A 16,503-nucleotide genomic window follows, 5' to 3' on the forward strand; every position below is an offset into this window, starting at 1 on the left:
GTGCGCAGCTGCTTGCCCAACCGCATCCGCCGCCCCGCGGTCGGCCCCGAAACCAACGTCACCCGCTCGAGCAATTCCCCGGCGTTGCGGCACCCCTTCCTCGCCGACAACTGCCCACTGCCGAGCTCGGGACGCGACCGATCAGCGACCTCCGCCGCCACCGCCACCCGCAACGCGTCCACCCGCCGGCCGAGCACCTCTACCGCCGCCGTCACCAGCAACAGCCCGTCATCGTCGAAACCACGCACCCCCGAACACCGCAGAGATTCCCCGAGCCCCGCCGCGAAGGCCCGCAACTCGGCAACCACCCGCGTCGCAGCACACGGACCGGGCGCGGCATCCGCATCAAGGATTTCCAGGAGGTTCGTCACAACATGAGTCTACCTCAAATAGAACATATCCACCATGGTTGATCATCTATTGTGAACGTAAATTCGTAGATAGCGACTACTGGCCGTCGAGGCGCCCGTCAGCCGGTCAGGGCCTTGTGGATGCGCTGCAGGGAGACGGGCTCCGCGGCCTTGAGCTCTTGGGCGAAGAGACTGATTCTCAGCTCCTCGATCAGCCAGCGGGCGCGCACGAGGTTGACGGCCGCGTTCGCCGGCAGCGGGATCGTGCCGCCGGCGTCCACGAACCGGCCGGTGGCCGACTGGCTCTCGTTCATCCAAACCCGGTCGCGGCTCGGGTTGTCGCCGAGTTTCACGATGCGGGCGGTGATGCCCGCGAGGTAGCGCGGCAGGTGGCGCAGCTGGGCGAGGCCCGTGGCGCTCACGAAACCGGGATAGACCAGCCCGGCGAGCTGCGCGCGGGCATCCGTCAGGGCAGGCAGCAGGGCCATGCTGGTGGAGGCCTTGAGCGCCTTGTCGGCGACGCGGGCCGCGGCGAGAATGCGCGCGACAAGGCCGACCGTGTCAAACATTGAATCCATCACCACGCCGGAAACACGGTCCCGGACGGTGTCGAACTCCGCACGCATGAAAACCTGCCCGCCCGGCTTCACCCGGAACAGAACGTCGTCGACGCTCGCCGCGAGGCAGTCGTCGAACAGCGCCTGGGTGGTGCGGTACGGGCTGGTGGCCAGGCTGAGCTTCTCGGCCCCGGTGAGGTGCTGCTGCACGTACGCGACCGGGGACGGCGTCGCGAGCAGAAGCAGCCGCCGCACCCCGCCGGGCAGGGTGCGGGCCTGCTCGGCCTCCGTGCTCATCATGCGGATGGCCACCGAGGTGCCCTCGTCGACCAGCGTCGGGTAACCGCGGATGGTGTTGTCCCCCTGCTTCGTGTCGAGGAAACGGGGCAGCTCGGGGAAATCCCAGGTGATGAGTCCGGAACGCTCGATCGCATTGGTGGGGGTGGCGGCGGATGCCGCGGCGACGCTTTCGCGGGCCTGGTTGCCGAGGCGTCGCTGCAGGTCGGGCAGATCCTTGCCGGAGGCGATCGGCCGCCCGCGTTCGTCGACGACCCGGAACGTCATGCGGAGGTGGGCCGGCACCCGGCCCAGCTCGAAGTCGTTCGCGGTAACCGGCACATAGGTGAGCTTCTGGATCAGGGCAGCAAGGGTCTCGGTGAACGGAATGTCGTCACGGTCGAACACCGACCGATCGGAGGCCCGGCCTGTGGAGACCGCCACCGACACCCCGCCCGTGCCCGATGCTCCGACCGACACCTCGCCCGGCGCCGCCGGAAGCTCGTTCAGCAGCCGCGTCGCCCAGTCGCCCGCGGGCACCACGTTTCGACGGATGCTCTTGGGCAGCGACTTGATCAACGCCGTGACCAGGTCGGCCCGGAGTCCCGGAACCTGCCAATCGAACCCGGTGGGGGAGAGCCGCGCGAGCAAGGCCAACGGGATCTGCACGGCCACGCCGTCGTCATCGGCGCCGGGCTCGAACCGGTAGCTGAGCGCGAACTTCTGGTCACCCTGGCGCCAGATCGGCGGGAAAACGGCCTCGTCGATCTCCGGTGCGTTCTCGGGGACCAGCGCCTCGGCGGTCATCGTGAGCAGGTCGGGCGTTTGCGCGCGCGCCTGCCGCCACCAGGTCTCGAATGTGCGCGTTGAGCATACGTCGGCGGGAATCAACTTCTGATAGAACTCGAACACGGCCTCGTCGTCGAACAGGATGTCGCGGCGCCGCGTGCGCTCTTCGAGTTCCGCGAGCTCCTTGCGCAGGCTCGTGTTGGCCCGGTCGAAGGCCGTGACGCGCTGGTCGATGCGGTCGAGGTCCCACTCACCCTCGACGAGAGCGTGCCGGATGAACAGGTCGCGGGCGTAGGCCGGGTCGACTCGAGCGAACTGGATCCGACGACGCGGCACGATCGGCACCCCGTAGAGGGTGACCCGCTCATAGGCGACGACGGCTCCCTGCTTCTTCTCCCAGTGCGGTTCGGAGTAGCTGCGCTTGCAGAGGTCTCCGGCGAGCGGCTCGGCCCACGCCGGGTCGACGACCGCGTTCATCCGAGCGAAGAGGCGACTGGTTTCGACCAATTCGGCGCTCATCACTGCGTTCGGCTGCTTCTTGGCCAGCGCCGAGCCAGGGAAGATCACGAACCGTTGCTGCCGAGCGCCGATGTAATCCTTCTTGGCGATGTCCTTGAGCCCGATGTGGGAGAGCAGACCGGCCAGGAGGGAACGGTGGATGCCGTCGGGGTTCACACTGGGATCGCCGATGTGGAGTCCGAGCGGCTTGGCCATCTGACGCAGTTGCTTGTACACGTCCTGCCATTCGCGCACGCGCAGGTAATTGAGGAACTCGTTCTTGCAGAGTCGGCGGAACGCGCTGGAACCGAGCTCCTTCTGCTGCAGCTCGAGGTAGTTCCAGAGGTTCAGCAGGCTCAGGAAGTCGCTCGTCGGGTCGGTGAACCGGGCGTGCTGCTGGTCGGCCTGCGCGCGGCGCTCGAGCGGCCGTTCGCGCGGGTCCTGGATGGTGAGTCCGGAGACGATCACCATCACCTCGCGGCTCACCGCCTGCGTCTTCGACTCGATCACCATCCGCCCGAACCGAGGGTCGATGGGCAGCTTCGCGAGCTGCTGGCCGATGCGGGTCAGCTGGGAGATACCGGGTTGGGAGTTGCCGGACCTGCCGCCCGACTTGTTGCCGGCGCCGTGGCCGGCCGTGTCGGGTACGACCGCGCCGAGCTCGGCGAGCAGGTCGAGGCCGTCTTTGATGCCGCGCGAGTCGGGCGGGGTGAGGAATGGGAACGCCGCGATGTCGCCGAGGCCGAGCGAGATCATCTGCAGGATGACCGCGGCCAGGTTGGTGCGCAGCACCTCCGGCTCGGTGTACTCGGGGCGGCGGCCGAAGTCGTCCTCCGAATAGAGGCGGATGGCGATGCCGTCGCTGGTGCGCCCGCTTCGTCCCGAGCGCTGGTTCGCGGACGCCTGCGAGATGGCCTCGATCGGCAGCCGCTGCACCTTCGAACGGACGCTGTACCGGCTGATCCGCGCAGTTCCGGCATCGATGACGTAACGGATGCCCGGCACGGTCAGGCTGGTCTCCGCCACGTTCGTGGCCAGCACGATGCGGCGCCGCACGCCGGCGACCTTCGACGGCTGGAACACCTTGTGCTGGTCGGCGGACGAGAGTCGCCCGTAAAGGGGAAGGATCTCGGTGGGGCTGGTGCGCGCCGAAGAGGCGTACTTGCCCTGCAGCGCGTCCGCGGCATCCCGGATCTCGGTCTCGCCGCTGAGGAAGACCAGAACGTCGCCGCTGGACTCCCTTTCGAGTTCATCGAGCGCGGCGGAGATCCCCTCGATGTAATCCCGGTCGACGGTAGGCGCGGCATCCGTCGTGTCGTCGTCGTCGCCGTCCATCGCCTCGACGACCAGCGGGCGGTAGCGGATCTCGACCGGGTAGGTGCGCCCGGAGACCTCGATGATCGGGGCCGGTGTGCCGTCGGGCGTGGCGAAGTGCTCGGCGAAGCTCTGCGGGTCGATCGTGGCGGAGGTGATGATGAGCTTGAGGTCGGGGCGCTGGGGCAGGAGCTGCCGCAGATAGCCGAGCAGGAAATCGATGTTGAGGCTGCGCTCGTGCGCCTCGTCAATAATGATGGTGTCGTACTTGCGCAGCATTCGGTCGCGGTGCATCTCGTTGAGCAGGATGCCGTCGGTCATCAGCTTGATGCGGGTGTCGGGGCCGACCTGGTCGGTGAAACGCACCTGGTAGCCGACCGTCTGGCCCACTTCCTGACCGAGTTCCTCGGCGATGCGCTCCGCGATCGTGCGCGCGGCGAGACGACGGGGCTGGGTGTGGCCGATGTTCTCCCGGCCCAGCTCGAGGCAGATCTTCGGCAGCTGCGTGGTCTTGCCGGATCCCGTCGCGCCGGCGACGATGACCACCTGGTTGTCGCGGATGGCGCGGGCGATGTCCTCTCGGCGCTGGCTGACCGGAAGCTCGGGCGGAAAGGAGATTTCGACGGGGATCATGAGCCTTCTATCGTATGACCTCCGTGTGACCATGCGGTGAACGACGGATGCCGCGCCCGCTCGCGTCGGCGGCCCGACCTAGGGTGGGCTGATGACCATTTCCGTTCCCACTCTCACTCTCAACGACGGCCACACCATCCCGCAGCTCGGGTTCGGTGTCTTCAAGGTCGAACCGGAAGAGACCACCCGCATCGTCAGCGACGCCCTCGAAACGGGCTACCGGCATATCGACACGGCCGCCATCTATGGGAATGAGGCCGGTGTCGGGGCCGCGCTCGGGGCATCCGGGATCGCGCGCCCCGACCTGTTCGTGACCACCAAGCTGTGGAACGACCGGCAGGGCACCGCGTCGGCATTCGACGCGTTCGACGAGAGTCTCGAGAAGCTCGGGCTCGACTACGTCGACCTCTACCTGATCCACTGGCCGGCACCCGCGAAGGACCGTTACGTCGAGAGCATGAAGGCGCTCGAACAGATCCGTGAGTCGGGCCGGGCCCGCTCGATCGGCGTGTCCAACTTCCTGGCTCCGCACTTGGCGCGCCTGCTGGCGGAGACGGATGTCGTGCCCGCCGTCAACCAGATCGAGTTGCACCCGGCGCATCAGCAGCCCGAGGTGACAGCGTTCGCCCGTGCCCATGGCATCCGGATCGAGGCGTGGGGGCCGCTCGGACAGGGCAAGTACCCGCTCTTCGAGGAGCCCGTCGTCGCCGTCGCCGCCGAGGCGCACGGTAAGACGCCCGCGCAGGTCGTCATCCGCTGGCACCTGCAGATGGGCAACATCGTCTTCCCCAAGTCAAACCGTCGCGAGCGCATGGCCGAGAACTTCGACGTGTTCGACTTCGAGCTGAGCCACACCGAGCTCGCCACGATCACCGCGCTCGAGCGCGTCGGCCGCGTGAGCGCGCACCCCGACGACGTCAACTGAACCGCCGACCGGCGCGTTAGGTTGGGTTGGGCGGGAAGCGCCCAGCGAGGAAGTTGACGGATGAACCCGATCGAGTGGCTTTTCGACGCACAGCTGCAGATCGGAACCCAGACGATTCTCTGGCGCGAGATCATCGGCAACGCCTTCGGCATCCTGAGCGCGGTCGGCGGCATGCGCCGCAAGGTGTGGGCCTGGCCGGTGGGAATCGTCGGGAACGTGCTGCTGTTCACGGTGTTCCTCGGTGCCGTCTTCGGAACCCCCAATCCGGTCAACCTGCTCGGGCAGGCGGGTCGGCAGATCATGTTCATCGTCGTGTCCATCTTCGGCTGGATCCAGTGGTCCCAGCATCGCCGCGGGGTCGCGCAGGCCGCCGTGGCGCCGCACTGGGCTGGGAACCGCGTCCGGATCCTGCTCGGCCTCGGGCTCGTGGCTGGAACCCTGATCCTCACGCCCGTCTTCCGGGCGCTCGGCTCGTTCGAACCGGTCTGGGCCGACGCCTGGATCTTCACCGGCTCGCTGCTGGCGACCTACGGGATGGCGAAGGGCTGGACCGAGTTCTGGCTGATCTGGGTGGCCGTCGACCTCGTCGGGGTTCCGCTGCTGCTGAGCGCCGGATACTACGCATCCGCTGTGCTGTACATCTTCTACGGGGCGTTCACCCTCGTCGGCTTCTTCATCTGGATGCGCGTGCAACGCCGCCCGGCGACAGCATCCCCGGCCGCCGACCAGGCCGCCACCCGTTCCTGAACGGGAGGGCACAATGGAGGCATGCCCAACCGCCTCGCCGACGCCATCAGCCCGTATCTGCGCTCGCATGCCGCCAACCCCGTGGACTGGTACGGATGGTGCGCGGAGGCCTTCGTCGAAGCCCGGCTGCGCGATGTGCCCGTGCTCGTCTCGATCGGCTATTCGACCTGCCACTGGTGCCACGTCATGGCCAGGGAGAGCTTCAGCGACCCCGAGCTCGCCGACTACCTGAACCGGCACTTCGTGAGCGTCAAGGTCGACCGGGAGGAACACCCCGAGGTCGACGCCACCTACCTGGCCGCGGCCAGCGCGTTCGTGGGCGGGCTCGGCTGGCCGCTGAACGTGTTCGTCACCCCTGAGGGTGCCGCCTTCTACGCGGGAACGTACTTTCCGCCGTCGCCGTTGCCAGGGCATCCGTCGTTCCGGCAGGTGCTCGAAGCGGTGACGGATGCCTGGACCACCCGCCGCGTCGAGGTCACCGAGAGCGCATCCCTCGTGGCCAAGGCCCTCGCGGCCGCCGCTGTGCCGGTCGTCGGTGGATCGCTGCCAGGCCCGCACGCGCTCGCCCGGGCCCAGGCCGAACTCGTGGGCATGGAAGACCCCCGCTTCGGCGGATTCGGCGGCGCGCCCAAATTTCCCGTGGCTCCGGTGCTCGGCTTCCTGCTCGGCTGGGTGGGAGAAGGGTCAGCGGCGGGAGAAGGGCAGTCCCTCGCGCTGCGCACGCTGAAGGGCGTCGGAGCCTCGCCCCTTCGTGACCCGGTCGAGGGTGGGTTCTTCCGCTACGCCGTGAACCAGGACTGGACCGACCCGCACTACGAGCGCATGCTCTACGACAATGCCCAGCTTCTCGACCTCTACACGCAGGCCTGGCAGATCACCGGGCAGCAGTGGGCGCGCACCGTCGCCGAAGGCGTCGCCCGCTTCCTGACGACCGTGCTGCGCCTGCCCGGTGGCGGTTTCGCCAGCGCGCAGGACTCCGAGAGCACGGTGGGTGGGCGCCGGGTGGAGGGGGCCTACTACGGTCTGGACGCCGACGCCCGACTGCAGGAAACCCCGCCGGCCCTCGACGAGAAGGTGCTCACCGGCTGGAACGGCCTGGCCATCGCCGCACTGGCCCGGGCCGGCTTCGCCTTCGGCAATCCCGGATTCACGGCTACCGCGGCGGCTGCGGCCGACTACCTCCTCGCACAGCACGTGCGCCGCGACGGGAGCCTGGTTCGGGCATCCATCGCGGGGCGCGCATCGACCGCGCAGGCCACCCTGGAGGACTACGGGATGTGGGCACGAGGTCTCCTCGAGCTGGCCCTGGCAACGGGCGAGGTGCGCTACGCGACGACCGCGCGTCGACTCATCGACGGCACGCTGGGTCGAACGGATGCCGGAACGGTACCGCCCGCCGCCGACAGTCCCAGCGGGATGCCGTTCAGCGCCCCGGACGGGCCCGATCCGGTGCTTGCCGGGCAGGGACTCGCCCAGGATGTCGACCCGTCGGAGGGTGCCTATCCGTCCGGGATCAGCGCCGCCGCCGACGCGGCGAATCTGCTCTACCTGCTGACCGGCGAGGACCGTTATCGGGCCGCCGCTGTCGCCGCGATGGCCGTGCTCGGCAACCGAGCCCTCGAACGACCGTTGGCGTTCGGAGCGGCGCTGCGACTGTCGGGTGCGCTGAACGGCCCCGTCGAACAGCTCCTGGTCGTCGTGCCCGACGCTTCATCACCCGATGAGGCTGCCGCCGGAGAAACCGCGAGCCTGCTCGACGTGGTTCGCCGCCGCGGAACCGGGCTCGTCGCATCCGTCACCGAGAGCCAGGCGCGCGCCTTCGCCGGCGCCGGTTTCGAGCTGTTCCGGGACCGGGCCGCGCATCAGGGCCGGCCGACGGCGTACCTCTGCCGTGACTTCGCCTGCCAACTGCCCGTCACCGACCCCGCTGATCTGCCTGGGCGGTGACACCCGTTCAATAATCGCCAGGGCGACTTCCCGCCGCAGTAATCTCAAGCCGACGGCTCGCCGTGCCCAACATCGCACACGAGTTGGTCACGCTGTTGCTGGCACTGACCATCGGCCTCCTCGGCATCAATGCCGCACAACGGACGCCGCGGGTCGGCGCTGCGCCGGGCGGGAGTCCGCGGAGGTGTGCGCTCCACATAGAATGAGCACGCGCCACCGCGTTCCACCGACTGCTTCGATCCCGGTCTCTGAACAGGCGTTGCCGTCCCGCATCAACGGACGCACTCTCCCTGGCATTGCGTGTGGTTGCCTCGTGAATGAGTGTTCCCAATTCTTCTCGAGGAGGACCATGGTCACGTTCGACCGCACAGACACCGAGCGCCGCGTTGCGACCGACCCTGCGGGCACCCTGCCCGCACTGTCCCTGAGCAGTGAGCCCGAGCTCGTGCTGCTCTCACCCGACCCGCGCACCCGCCGTTTCGACCGCGAGGACGTGGTCGTGCGCAAGGGTGAGATCAACTTGATCAACGGACATTTCACTCCGCACGAGTCGATGGTCAAGGACCTCCTCGCGATGCGTGACGCCCTCGAACGGGCCGGCATCGACTTCCTGCTCGTGCGCGGGGACAACGACCGCCCGGTGATCGCGGTCGACCGCACCTGCCGCAAGAACCTCACCCGGGTGCTTGCCGAGGAATTCGCGAACGAGCCCTTCTACGCAAAACCCCTCGACGGCAGTCTGACTCCGGCCCTGCTGCTGGCCGACGGCGCCCTGTCGACGCTGCGCAAATCATCCGTCTTCCGGGTCTATCGACCGCGCATCGAACCGATCGGCCGCCTGCGCTACGGTGCCGAAACGGCGTTCCAATTCGAGCTCTGGCATTTCGGCGACGACGAGATCGTCGCGCCGGTCGAGAACTCCCTGATGCGGGCGCGGCTGCCCCGCTCTGAGGCCCGCGAGACCACGATCGAGCTCTTCGGTCGCACCTGGCGCACCCTGCAGCACATGTTCGATGACTTGGCCAGCGACGTGAGTTTCGACATCGACATGGTCTTCTCCTGGGTCGACGGTTCATCGAGCGACTTCCAGCGTGAACGGGCCAAGCGCATGAAGGCCTACGTCGTCGGCGACGGCGACGACTCGGATGCCCGTTTCCGCCAGATCGACGAGCTCAAGTATGCGCTCCGCAGCGTCTACATGTTCGCTCCCTGGGTGCGCCGCATCTTCATCGCCACGGATTCGCCGGCCCCGGAGTGGCTGGCCGAGCACCCGCGCGTCACCATCATGCGCAGTGAGGACTTCTTCCCCGACCTGAGCGTTCTGCCCACGCACAACTCGCACGCCGTGGAGAGCCAGTTGCACCGCATCCCCGGGCTGGCCGAGCACTTTTTGTATTCCAATGACGATATGTTCTTCGGCCGTCCGGTCGGTCCGGAGCTGTTCTTTTCGCCGGGCGGCGTGACCAAATTCATTGAGGCGTCCACCCGGATCGGCCTTGGCGAGAACAACACCACCCGCAGCGGGTTCGAGAACGGTGCCCGAGTCAACCGGGCGCTGCTGCGCGAGCGGTTCGGCAAGGTCACCACCCGGCACCTCGAGCACACGGCGGCGCCGCTGCGCAAGAGCGTCATGGAGGAACTCGAGGCGGAGTTCCCCGCTGATTTCGCCCGCACCGCGGCCAGTCAGTTCCGTTCCGCGACCGATATCTCGGTGACGAACTCCCTGTACCACTATTACGCGCTGATGACAGGGCGCGCGGTGGCGCAGACCCAGGCGCGCTCGCTCTACATCGAGACAACCCTGAAGCTGGCGCTGCGCCAGATGAACGCTCTGCGCAAACGCCGCGATCAAGACATGTTCTGTCTCAATGACGGCAGCAACCCTGAGATCTCCGACGACGTGCGCCGCGCGGCCGTGACCGATTTTCTCGAGCGGTACTTCCCGATCGTCGCCCCGTGGGAGCGCGCGAGCCAGGCCGCGACCGACCAGTCCTCCGGTTCAGCCCAGGCCGGGCACCCTGCGCTGGCTAGCGGCGAACCCGGATCGGTGTGGTCATCGGGGATTCACGGAACCCTGGCAGAGTACCCGCGGGCATGATTCGGATGCCGTCGGCCGCCAAGCGCCGCGCGCTCTCGGCGGCCTCGACGTATTCCAGCGCCGGGTACTCGCCCAGCGGCACAACCGAGTGCAGCACGGTGTCGGCGAAAACATGCACCAGATTAAATGTGCGGGCGCCGTCGCGGCCGCGGGTGCCGCCGACCGGAACATTGAGGTCTTGCGTGTAGCAGGTGGCCGATGCAACCGACACCGGAATGCCGGCGAACGTGGCCATCGACGAGTAGTGCAGGTGCCCGGCCAAGATGCTGCGGACATCCGTGCCGCGTAGCACGTGGGCCAGGCGGCCCTGGTCCCGCAACTCGACCGACACGGCCAGATCGAGCACGCTGGGCACGGGCGGGTGGTGCATGGCGAGGATGGTGCCGTCGGGCGCCGGAACACTCAACTGCTCGGCGAGCCAGGTCAACTGCGCCTCGGTCACGGCGCCGTGGTGATGGCCGGGAACGGATGTGTCCAGGGTGATCAGGCGCAGGCCGCCGATGAAGTCGACGCGGTCGATCGGCTCGGTGGATGCCGGTTCATTGAGCAGTGTGCTGCGGAAGGACGCGCGGTCGTCGTGATTGCCCATCACCCAGAAGACCCGTGCTCCCAGCCGTGCGGCGGCCGGCTCGACGATACCCTGGAGCGCGCGGTAGGCATCCGGTTCGCCTTTGTCCGCCAGATCGCCGGTGATGATGATGGCGTCCGGCCGACCTGCTGAGGCTTCGACCTCCGCGAAGAGTTGCGTCAGGTGTGCGGTGCTGTCGACTCGGTCATAGAGGCGCCTGCCATTCGCGAGCAGGTGCGTGTCGCTGAGGTGGAGCAGAAAATGATCCGGCCTGGGGTATTCGGCCGTTCGAATGTTCACGGAGCTTCCATTCGTTGGGGCTAAGCACTCTTCGGTGAGTTCGCTGACTCTACTCCGATTATTTCACCAGTATGGGCTGAACCGGGGGTGAATGGCTGGCGAACAGCACGAAGGGCCCGGAGACTCGTTTCCGCGCGCAGGCCGGTCGCGGTCTCGGGACTCGACCTTCTTCGCGCCGCCCTCCGCCGCCCTCCGCGGCCTGCAGCGGCTGCATGGATGGGGCAGCCCTGACTTGTTGCTCCTGCGGTGCGGTTTTGGGGCGGCCCGAGCCTGATCGCTCTCCTTTTCATTCATCTTTCACGCTGCGCCGGCCCCGAACGGGGTCTCGGGGCCTCAGCACCGTGCGAAGCTTGATCGTGCGCACCTCTCCGACGATCAGCCCCGTTCGCTACCTCGCGGGGGCGTTTGCGGGCATCGCCCTGTTCGCCGGGCTCTACGTCTTTTTCGTGCGCACCCTCACCGGCCAGGCCATGGACCAACTCGCCTTCGACGGGGCCGAGTTCGGTCGGCGCAGCGTCACACCCTGGGCCCAGGAGCTTCTGGACGCCGTCCCGCTCGTGTCCGTCGTGATCGGCTTGCTGCTCACGGGCGTCGTGACGGTGGTGCGCCGCAACGGGAAGACCCTGATTGTGGCCTTCGGAGCCGCGCTGGGTGCCGTTGTCAGCACGCAACTTCTGAAGATGGCCATCCTGACGCGTCCCGACCTCGGCATTGAGGGCTACGACGGCAATTCATTCCCTTCAGGGCATACGACGGTCGCTGCGGCATCCGCTCTCGCCGTGTTCCTGGTCGTGAGCCCACGCACACGTGGGCTGGCCGCCCTGGGCGGCTCCGGCTTCGCGATCGTGGCGGGCGTGGCCACGCTGGCCAACGGCTGGCACCGGCCGAGCGATGTGATCGCGGCACTCCTCGTCGTCGCCATCTGGGGCTGCGTCGCAGGCCTCGTCCTGACCCGTGGCCCGTGGTGCAGGGGAACACTCGGCGAGGGGCGCACCATCCGTCCCTCCGGGGTCGACCGCCTCCAACTGCGCATCTTCATTCCCGTCGCTGTGGTCGCGGTGGCCGCATTCTTGGTGACCTGGTTCAGGGCGTTCGGCGACACGCCGAGCACCCTCATTGCCTATATCGGGGGCGTCACCGCGATCGTCGCCGCGGGGCTCGGAATCGGTCTCACGGGCATCCGTCTGTTCGCGCGGCTGCCCTGATCTGAGGCCAAATCCGGGGGTGCGCCCGTTCAGGGCGGCGTGTAACACTGGTGGCTATGTCCGTCACTCTCAGAGCGCTTCAGACCGTGGTTCCCCCGACAGTACTGATCCAGGATCAGGTGCGCGACGTGTTCGCGGCGCAGACCGGGCTCAGCCGGCTGGCCCAACGGTTGGTGTCGGCGTCGTTCAACCTGTCCGGAATCGACACCAGGCACAGTGTGATCGACGAGCTCACCCTCGACGGGGCGTCGTCGCCCGATCCGCAATTCTTTGACGGGACGACGCAGCAACTGCTGCGGCCGAGCACGCGGGTGCGCAACGAGCTCTATATCGTCGAGGCGACGAAGTTGTTTGTGGAAGCGGGGCGGCGGGCCCTCGAGGCGTGCCCCGGAATCGAGGCGTCGGACGTCACCCATGTGGTGACCGTGTCCTGCACCGGTTTCTACGCGCCCGGACCGGACTACATGCTCGTGCGCGAGCTGGGACTCAACCCCTCCACCCAGCGCTACCACCTGGGTTTCATGGGCTGCTACGCATCGATGCCGGCGTTGCGCACGGCCAAGCAGTTCGTGGAAGCCGACCCGAACGCCGTGGTGCTCGTCGTCAGCGCCGAGCTCTGCTCCCTGCACCTGCGCACCTCGGACGACCCCGACACCATCGTCGCGTCCTCACTGTTCTCGGACGGCGCGGCGGCCGGAATCGTGAGTTCGCGCTCCCCGGTGGCGGGCGAGAAGGCACTCGAGCTCGACCTCTTCGACACCATGATCACGCCTATCGGTGAGGGGGACATGGCGTGGAAGATCGGCGACGAGGGGTTCGAGATGATCCTCAGCACTTACGTTCCGCACATCATCGACCAGCACATCGAGGGCGCGCTCGCGCCCCTCTTCGCCCGCGACGCAACGCTCAGCGCCGTGCTGGCCCCGGCCCCGGTGCCGGTGCCCGTGCCCGTGCCTCATTCTTCTTCGGTGTCGATGGGTGTACCCGTGTCGGCGGGGTCGGTGACGACCCTGATCGCGCCGGTTCCCGTCGCTGTTTCGGACGAAACACCGGGAGCCATATCGGGGGCCACACCGGCCAGCGCGATCGCGCATTGGGCGATCCACCCGGGCGGGCGCAGCATCCTGGATAAGACCGAGGCGAAGCTCGGGCTCAGCGAGGCGCAGCTCGTGCCCTCGCGGGAGACGCTCCGCAACTACGGCAACATGAGCAGCGCGACGATCCTCTTCGTGCTCAAGGCCATCCTCGACGCCCCGGCAACGGATGCCGGCGAGCGGGTCTGCGCGATGGCGTTCGGCCCGGGACTCACGGTCGAATCGGGTCTGATGACCGTCACCGCAGGGTAGCGGGCGTGCGCATCCCCTCGCTGCGCATCCCCTCGCTGCGTCGCCGCGCGAGCGATGCCGTCGAGTTCATGGACGATCCCGATTGCGATCCCGACAAGCTTGCCGGGACGTATGCGAACTTCCGATTCGTGAACGCCGCGGTGTCCGGCTGGCGGGGGATGTACCGGCGCGAGATCCGGCCGGTGCTGTCGCCGACCCGGGACAGTACACTGCTCGACGTCGGGTGTGGCGGCGGCGATGTGGCCCGCGCGCTCGCCCGCTGGGCTGCCCGCGACGGCCTGCGACTGCAGGTCACGGCCATCGACCCGGATGCCCGCGCGCACGCCTATTCGACGAGCCTGCCGCCGATGCCCAGACTCACGTTCCGGCGGGCGCTCAGCTCTGATCTGATCGCCGAAGGGCTCCGATTCGATTTCGTGGTCTCCAACCATGTGCTGCACCACCTGACCGGCGAGCAGCTCGGCGGACTGCTCGCCGATTCGGAGCTGCTGGCCGGCTTGGGGCTGAAGTCCGCCGGCCGGGTGCTGCACGCTGACATCGAGCGCAGCCGGTTCGCGTACCTTGGGTTCGGTCTTGGCACGTGGCCGCTGTTTCGCGGGTCGTTCATCCGCGACGACGGGCTCACCTCCATTCGCCGCAGTTTCACGGCACCCGAGCTTCGCGCGGTCGTGCCGCCCGGGTGGCAGGTGACGCGCGAGCATCCGTCACGCCTCGTGCTGCGCTGGGTGGCGTCGGCTGGGTCCGTTCCGACGAAGAAGGACTCCGCGGAGACCGGGTCAGCGAGTGTGTCCGTTTCGGTCGAGAGAGACTCGCCGGGCGGGCATTCTCGACCGGAACGGGCACTGTCGAGCCACAGCGGTGAGCAGGCTCGGCGGCGGCAGGGTCGAGAGCAGACACAGGAGCGGTCACAGTCACAGTCACAGTCACAGGAGCAGGAGCAGGAGCAGGCGCAGTCGCAGGCACAGGAGCGGTCACAGCCACAGGGGCAGGCGCAGTCGCAGGCGCAGTCGCAGGCACAGGAGAAGATGCCGGACGTGATCGTGGTCGGCGGAGGGCCGGTCGGCATCCTGCTCGCTGGGCTGCTGGCCGTTCGCGGCGTCGACGTGGAGGTGCTCGAGCAGCGTGTCGAGCCGTCCTTGAGGTCCCGGGCCATCGGCATCCACCCACCGTCGTTACGGGCGCTGGAACAATTGGGTGTCGCAGGGCAGGTGATCGGCCGGGCGGTGCGCATCCGCGGCGGTGTGGTGCGCTCGGACGGGCGCACCCTGGGCCGGATGGCTTTCACCGAGTCCGCCGACCGCACGCAGAGTGTGATCTCGTTGCCGCAGTCCGAGACCGAGGCGGTGCTGCGTGCTCGGTTCGCGGAGCTCGCGCCCGGACGGTTGCGCGGAGGTGTCACCGTGACCGGGGTCTGCGACCTGGGGGACCGAGTGTCGGTCGACACGGTTCGCACCGGCGGGACGACCGCGCAGACTCTCGAGGCCCGCTACGTCGTGGCGGCCGACGGCGCGCGCAGTCTGGTGCGTGACCTTCTCGGCATCCGCTCTGCCGCCCGCACCGGTGGCGAGACATATCTGATGTGCGACTATCCCGACACTGGGGAGTACCCCGGGGAGGCCGTGCTCTTCTTCGAGCGGGGTGGCGTGGTCGAGTCGTTCCCGCTGCCCCGAGGACGGCGCCGCTGGGTGGCCATGACCCCGACCCTGATGACGGATGCCACGTCCGAGGACCTGGCCATGCTCATCCGTGCCCGTACCGGCGTGTACCTGCCTCCGACGACCGCAGGAGCCAGCGCTTTCTCGGTGCAGCAGCGCCTCGCCGCGCGTCTGGTGGCCGGGCGGGTTGTGCTCATCGGGGACGCGGCTCATCAGATCAGCCCGATCGGCGGGCAGGGCATGAACCTCGGCTGGCTTGACGCCCTGCAGCTGGCCCCGGCGCTGCAGCAGGCGCTGCGAGACCCGGCTGCCGCTGCCTCCGTTCTCGGACATTACGATCGCCGCCGCCGGCGCAGCGCTCGGATGGCCGCCCGGCAGGCCGGCTTCAACATGGCGATGGGCGGCCCTGTGCAGGGCCTTCGCCTGCGTTTGCGGAACGGCCTCGTTCGCACGCTCGCGGTGCCGCCGGCCAGCGCCGTTCTCGCCCGTGCCTTCACCATGCGCTGGCTCTAGTCCGCTGCCAGCCCGCGCCCGGTCTGCGCGCTCGGTCTGCGCGCTCGGGTCGCTCCGCTCGGGTCGCTCCGCTCGGGTCGCTCCGCTCCGCTCGGTCTGCGCGCTCGGTCTGCGCGCTCGGGTCGCTCCGCTCGGGTCGCTCCGCTCGGTCATCAGGGGGCTAACTCAGGAGACTCCTTCGGATGGTACGGCTGCTCTAGCGGAACTCCCTCGTATACGTGCGAAACATTGCGGTGACGCGGTCACTGCTTCCCGGAATCTCCTGAGTTGGCCCCGAGAGGTGCGCGCGGCGGCCGAGGGTGGTGTTGGTGTTGGTGTTGGTGTTGGTGTTGTTGGTGTTGTTGGTGTTGTTGGTGTTGTTGGTGTTGTTGTTGTTGTTGTTCCCGATTCCGGAGTGCAGAACGATCCGTATGTATACCTCCGCAATTTGACGCAGCGGCGGCACGGTTCCACGTGGGATACCGGGGGTGGTTTCAAGCCCGAACCAGAATTTGCAGGAGCTATGCATCGTGGTATCGGCTGACCGACCCGACCCGTCCCAACCCAACCCGGCCAACCCGGCCGACCCGGCCGACCCAACCCGGCCCGGCCGACCCGGCCGACCCGGCCGACCCGGCCAACCCGACCCGGCCGACCCAACCCGGCCCGGCCCGGTGGGGCAGCCAGAGTGGGGCTAATTCAGGAGAAGCGAGCGGACGCTGCGGCAGCCCTGATGAACTCCGCAGGAATACGCGGAACTCTGCGGTGGCGCAGCTGCTCTTCCCCGAATCTCCTGAGTTAGC

At 68.0% G+C, this 16,503-nt stretch carries 10 protein-coding genes and 1 pseudogene; 7 read left to right on the top strand and 4 right to left on the bottom strand.

The features are described from left to right. Both E3O65_RS16780 and hrpA read right to left on the bottom strand, forming a co-directional pair. Nucleotides 1-371 (bottom strand): annotated as a pseudogene (locus tag E3O65_RS16780) (hypothetical protein); the annotation flags it as partial. 98 nt (nucleotides 372-469) lie between these two features. Further along, nucleotides 470-4,417: an ATP-dependent RNA helicase HrpA gene (gene hrpA / locus E3O65_RS14580; RefSeq protein WP_166785769.1), complete on the bottom strand. Its 3,948-nt coding sequence runs from the start codon at nucleotides 4,415-4,417 to the stop codon at nucleotides 470-472. A 91-nt stretch (nucleotides 4,418-4,508) separates the two neighbouring features. On the opposite strand from hrpA, the gene E3O65_RS14585 reads away from it, so the two are divergent. The 4 genes from E3O65_RS14585 to E3O65_RS14600 all read left to right on the top strand — a co-directional run bounded on the left by E3O65_RS14585 (nucleotide 4,509) and on the right by E3O65_RS14600 (nucleotide 10,134). Continuing rightward, on the top strand, nucleotides 4,509-5,342 hold the full coding sequence (locus E3O65_RS14585; protein WP_134364457.1) for an aldo/keto reductase: 834 nt from the start codon (nucleotides 4,509-4,511) through the stop codon (nucleotides 5,340-5,342). Between the two features lie 60 nt (nucleotides 5,343-5,402). Continuing rightward, the gene (gene pnuC, locus E3O65_RS14590) at nucleotides 5,403-6,089 is read left to right on the top strand and encodes a nicotinamide riboside transporter PnuC (protein ID WP_134364458.1); all 687 of its coding nucleotides are present in this window, start codon (nucleotides 5,403-5,405) and stop codon (nucleotides 6,087-6,089) included. Nucleotides 6,090-6,110: 21 nt separating this feature from the next. Next, nucleotides 6,111-8,036, top strand: a complete 1,926-nt coding sequence (locus E3O65_RS14595; RefSeq protein ID WP_134364459.1) for a thioredoxin domain-containing protein — start codon at nucleotides 6,111-6,113, stop codon at nucleotides 8,034-8,036. 349 nt (nucleotides 8,037-8,385) lie between these two features. Beyond that, nucleotides 8,386-10,134 carry a stealth family protein gene (locus E3O65_RS14600; RefSeq protein WP_134364460.1) on the top strand — a complete coding sequence of 583 codons (1,749 nt, stop codon included), beginning with the start codon at nucleotides 8,386-8,388 and terminating at the stop codon, nucleotides 10,132-10,134. On the opposite strand, the gene E3O65_RS14605 is transcribed toward E3O65_RS14600, so the two are convergent. Continuing rightward, complete coding sequence (locus E3O65_RS14605) at nucleotides 10,064-11,002, bottom strand: phosphodiesterase (RefSeq protein ID WP_134364461.1); 939 nt, start codon at nucleotides 11,000-11,002, stop codon at nucleotides 10,064-10,066. The genes E3O65_RS14600 and E3O65_RS14605 overlap by 71 nt on opposite strands. 356 nt (nucleotides 11,003-11,358) lie before the next feature. Between E3O65_RS14605 and E3O65_RS14610 the strand changes: the two genes are divergently transcribed. The 3 genes from E3O65_RS14610 to E3O65_RS17495 are packed head-to-tail and all read left to right on the top strand — an operon-like array spanning nucleotide 11,359 to nucleotide 15,721. Beyond that, nucleotides 11,359-12,207, top strand: coding sequence for a phosphatase PAP2 family protein (locus tag E3O65_RS14610; protein ID WP_166785770.1), 849 nt, complete (start codon nucleotides 11,359-11,361; stop codon nucleotides 12,205-12,207). 56 nt (nucleotides 12,208-12,263) lie between these two features. Beyond that, entirely contained in the window at nucleotides 12,264-13,553 is a 1,290-nt protein-coding gene (locus E3O65_RS14615) for a type III polyketide synthase (RefSeq protein ID WP_134364463.1), read from the top strand. A 5-nt stretch (nucleotides 13,554-13,558) separates the two neighbouring features. Next, a complete protein-coding gene (locus E3O65_RS17495) occupies nucleotides 13,559-15,721 on the top strand; it encodes an FAD-dependent monooxygenase (RefSeq protein ID WP_198411692.1) in 2,163 nt (720 codons plus the stop codon). A 196-nt stretch (nucleotides 15,722-15,917) separates the two neighbouring features. Here the strand turns inward: E3O65_RS17495 and E3O65_RS14630 are convergent, their stop codons facing one another. Next, nucleotides 15,918-16,229 (bottom strand): hypothetical protein, encoded by a 312-nt coding sequence (locus E3O65_RS14630; protein WP_166785768.1) that lies wholly within the window; start codon nucleotides 16,227-16,229, stop codon nucleotides 15,918-15,920. Nucleotides 16,230-16,503: the final 274 nt, after the last annotated feature.

Source organism: Cryobacterium breve (genome assembly GCF_004402375.1).
In the GTDB taxonomy this organism is placed as follows: domain Bacteria; phylum Actinomycetota; class Actinomycetes; order Actinomycetales; family Microbacteriaceae; genus Cryobacterium; species Cryobacterium breve.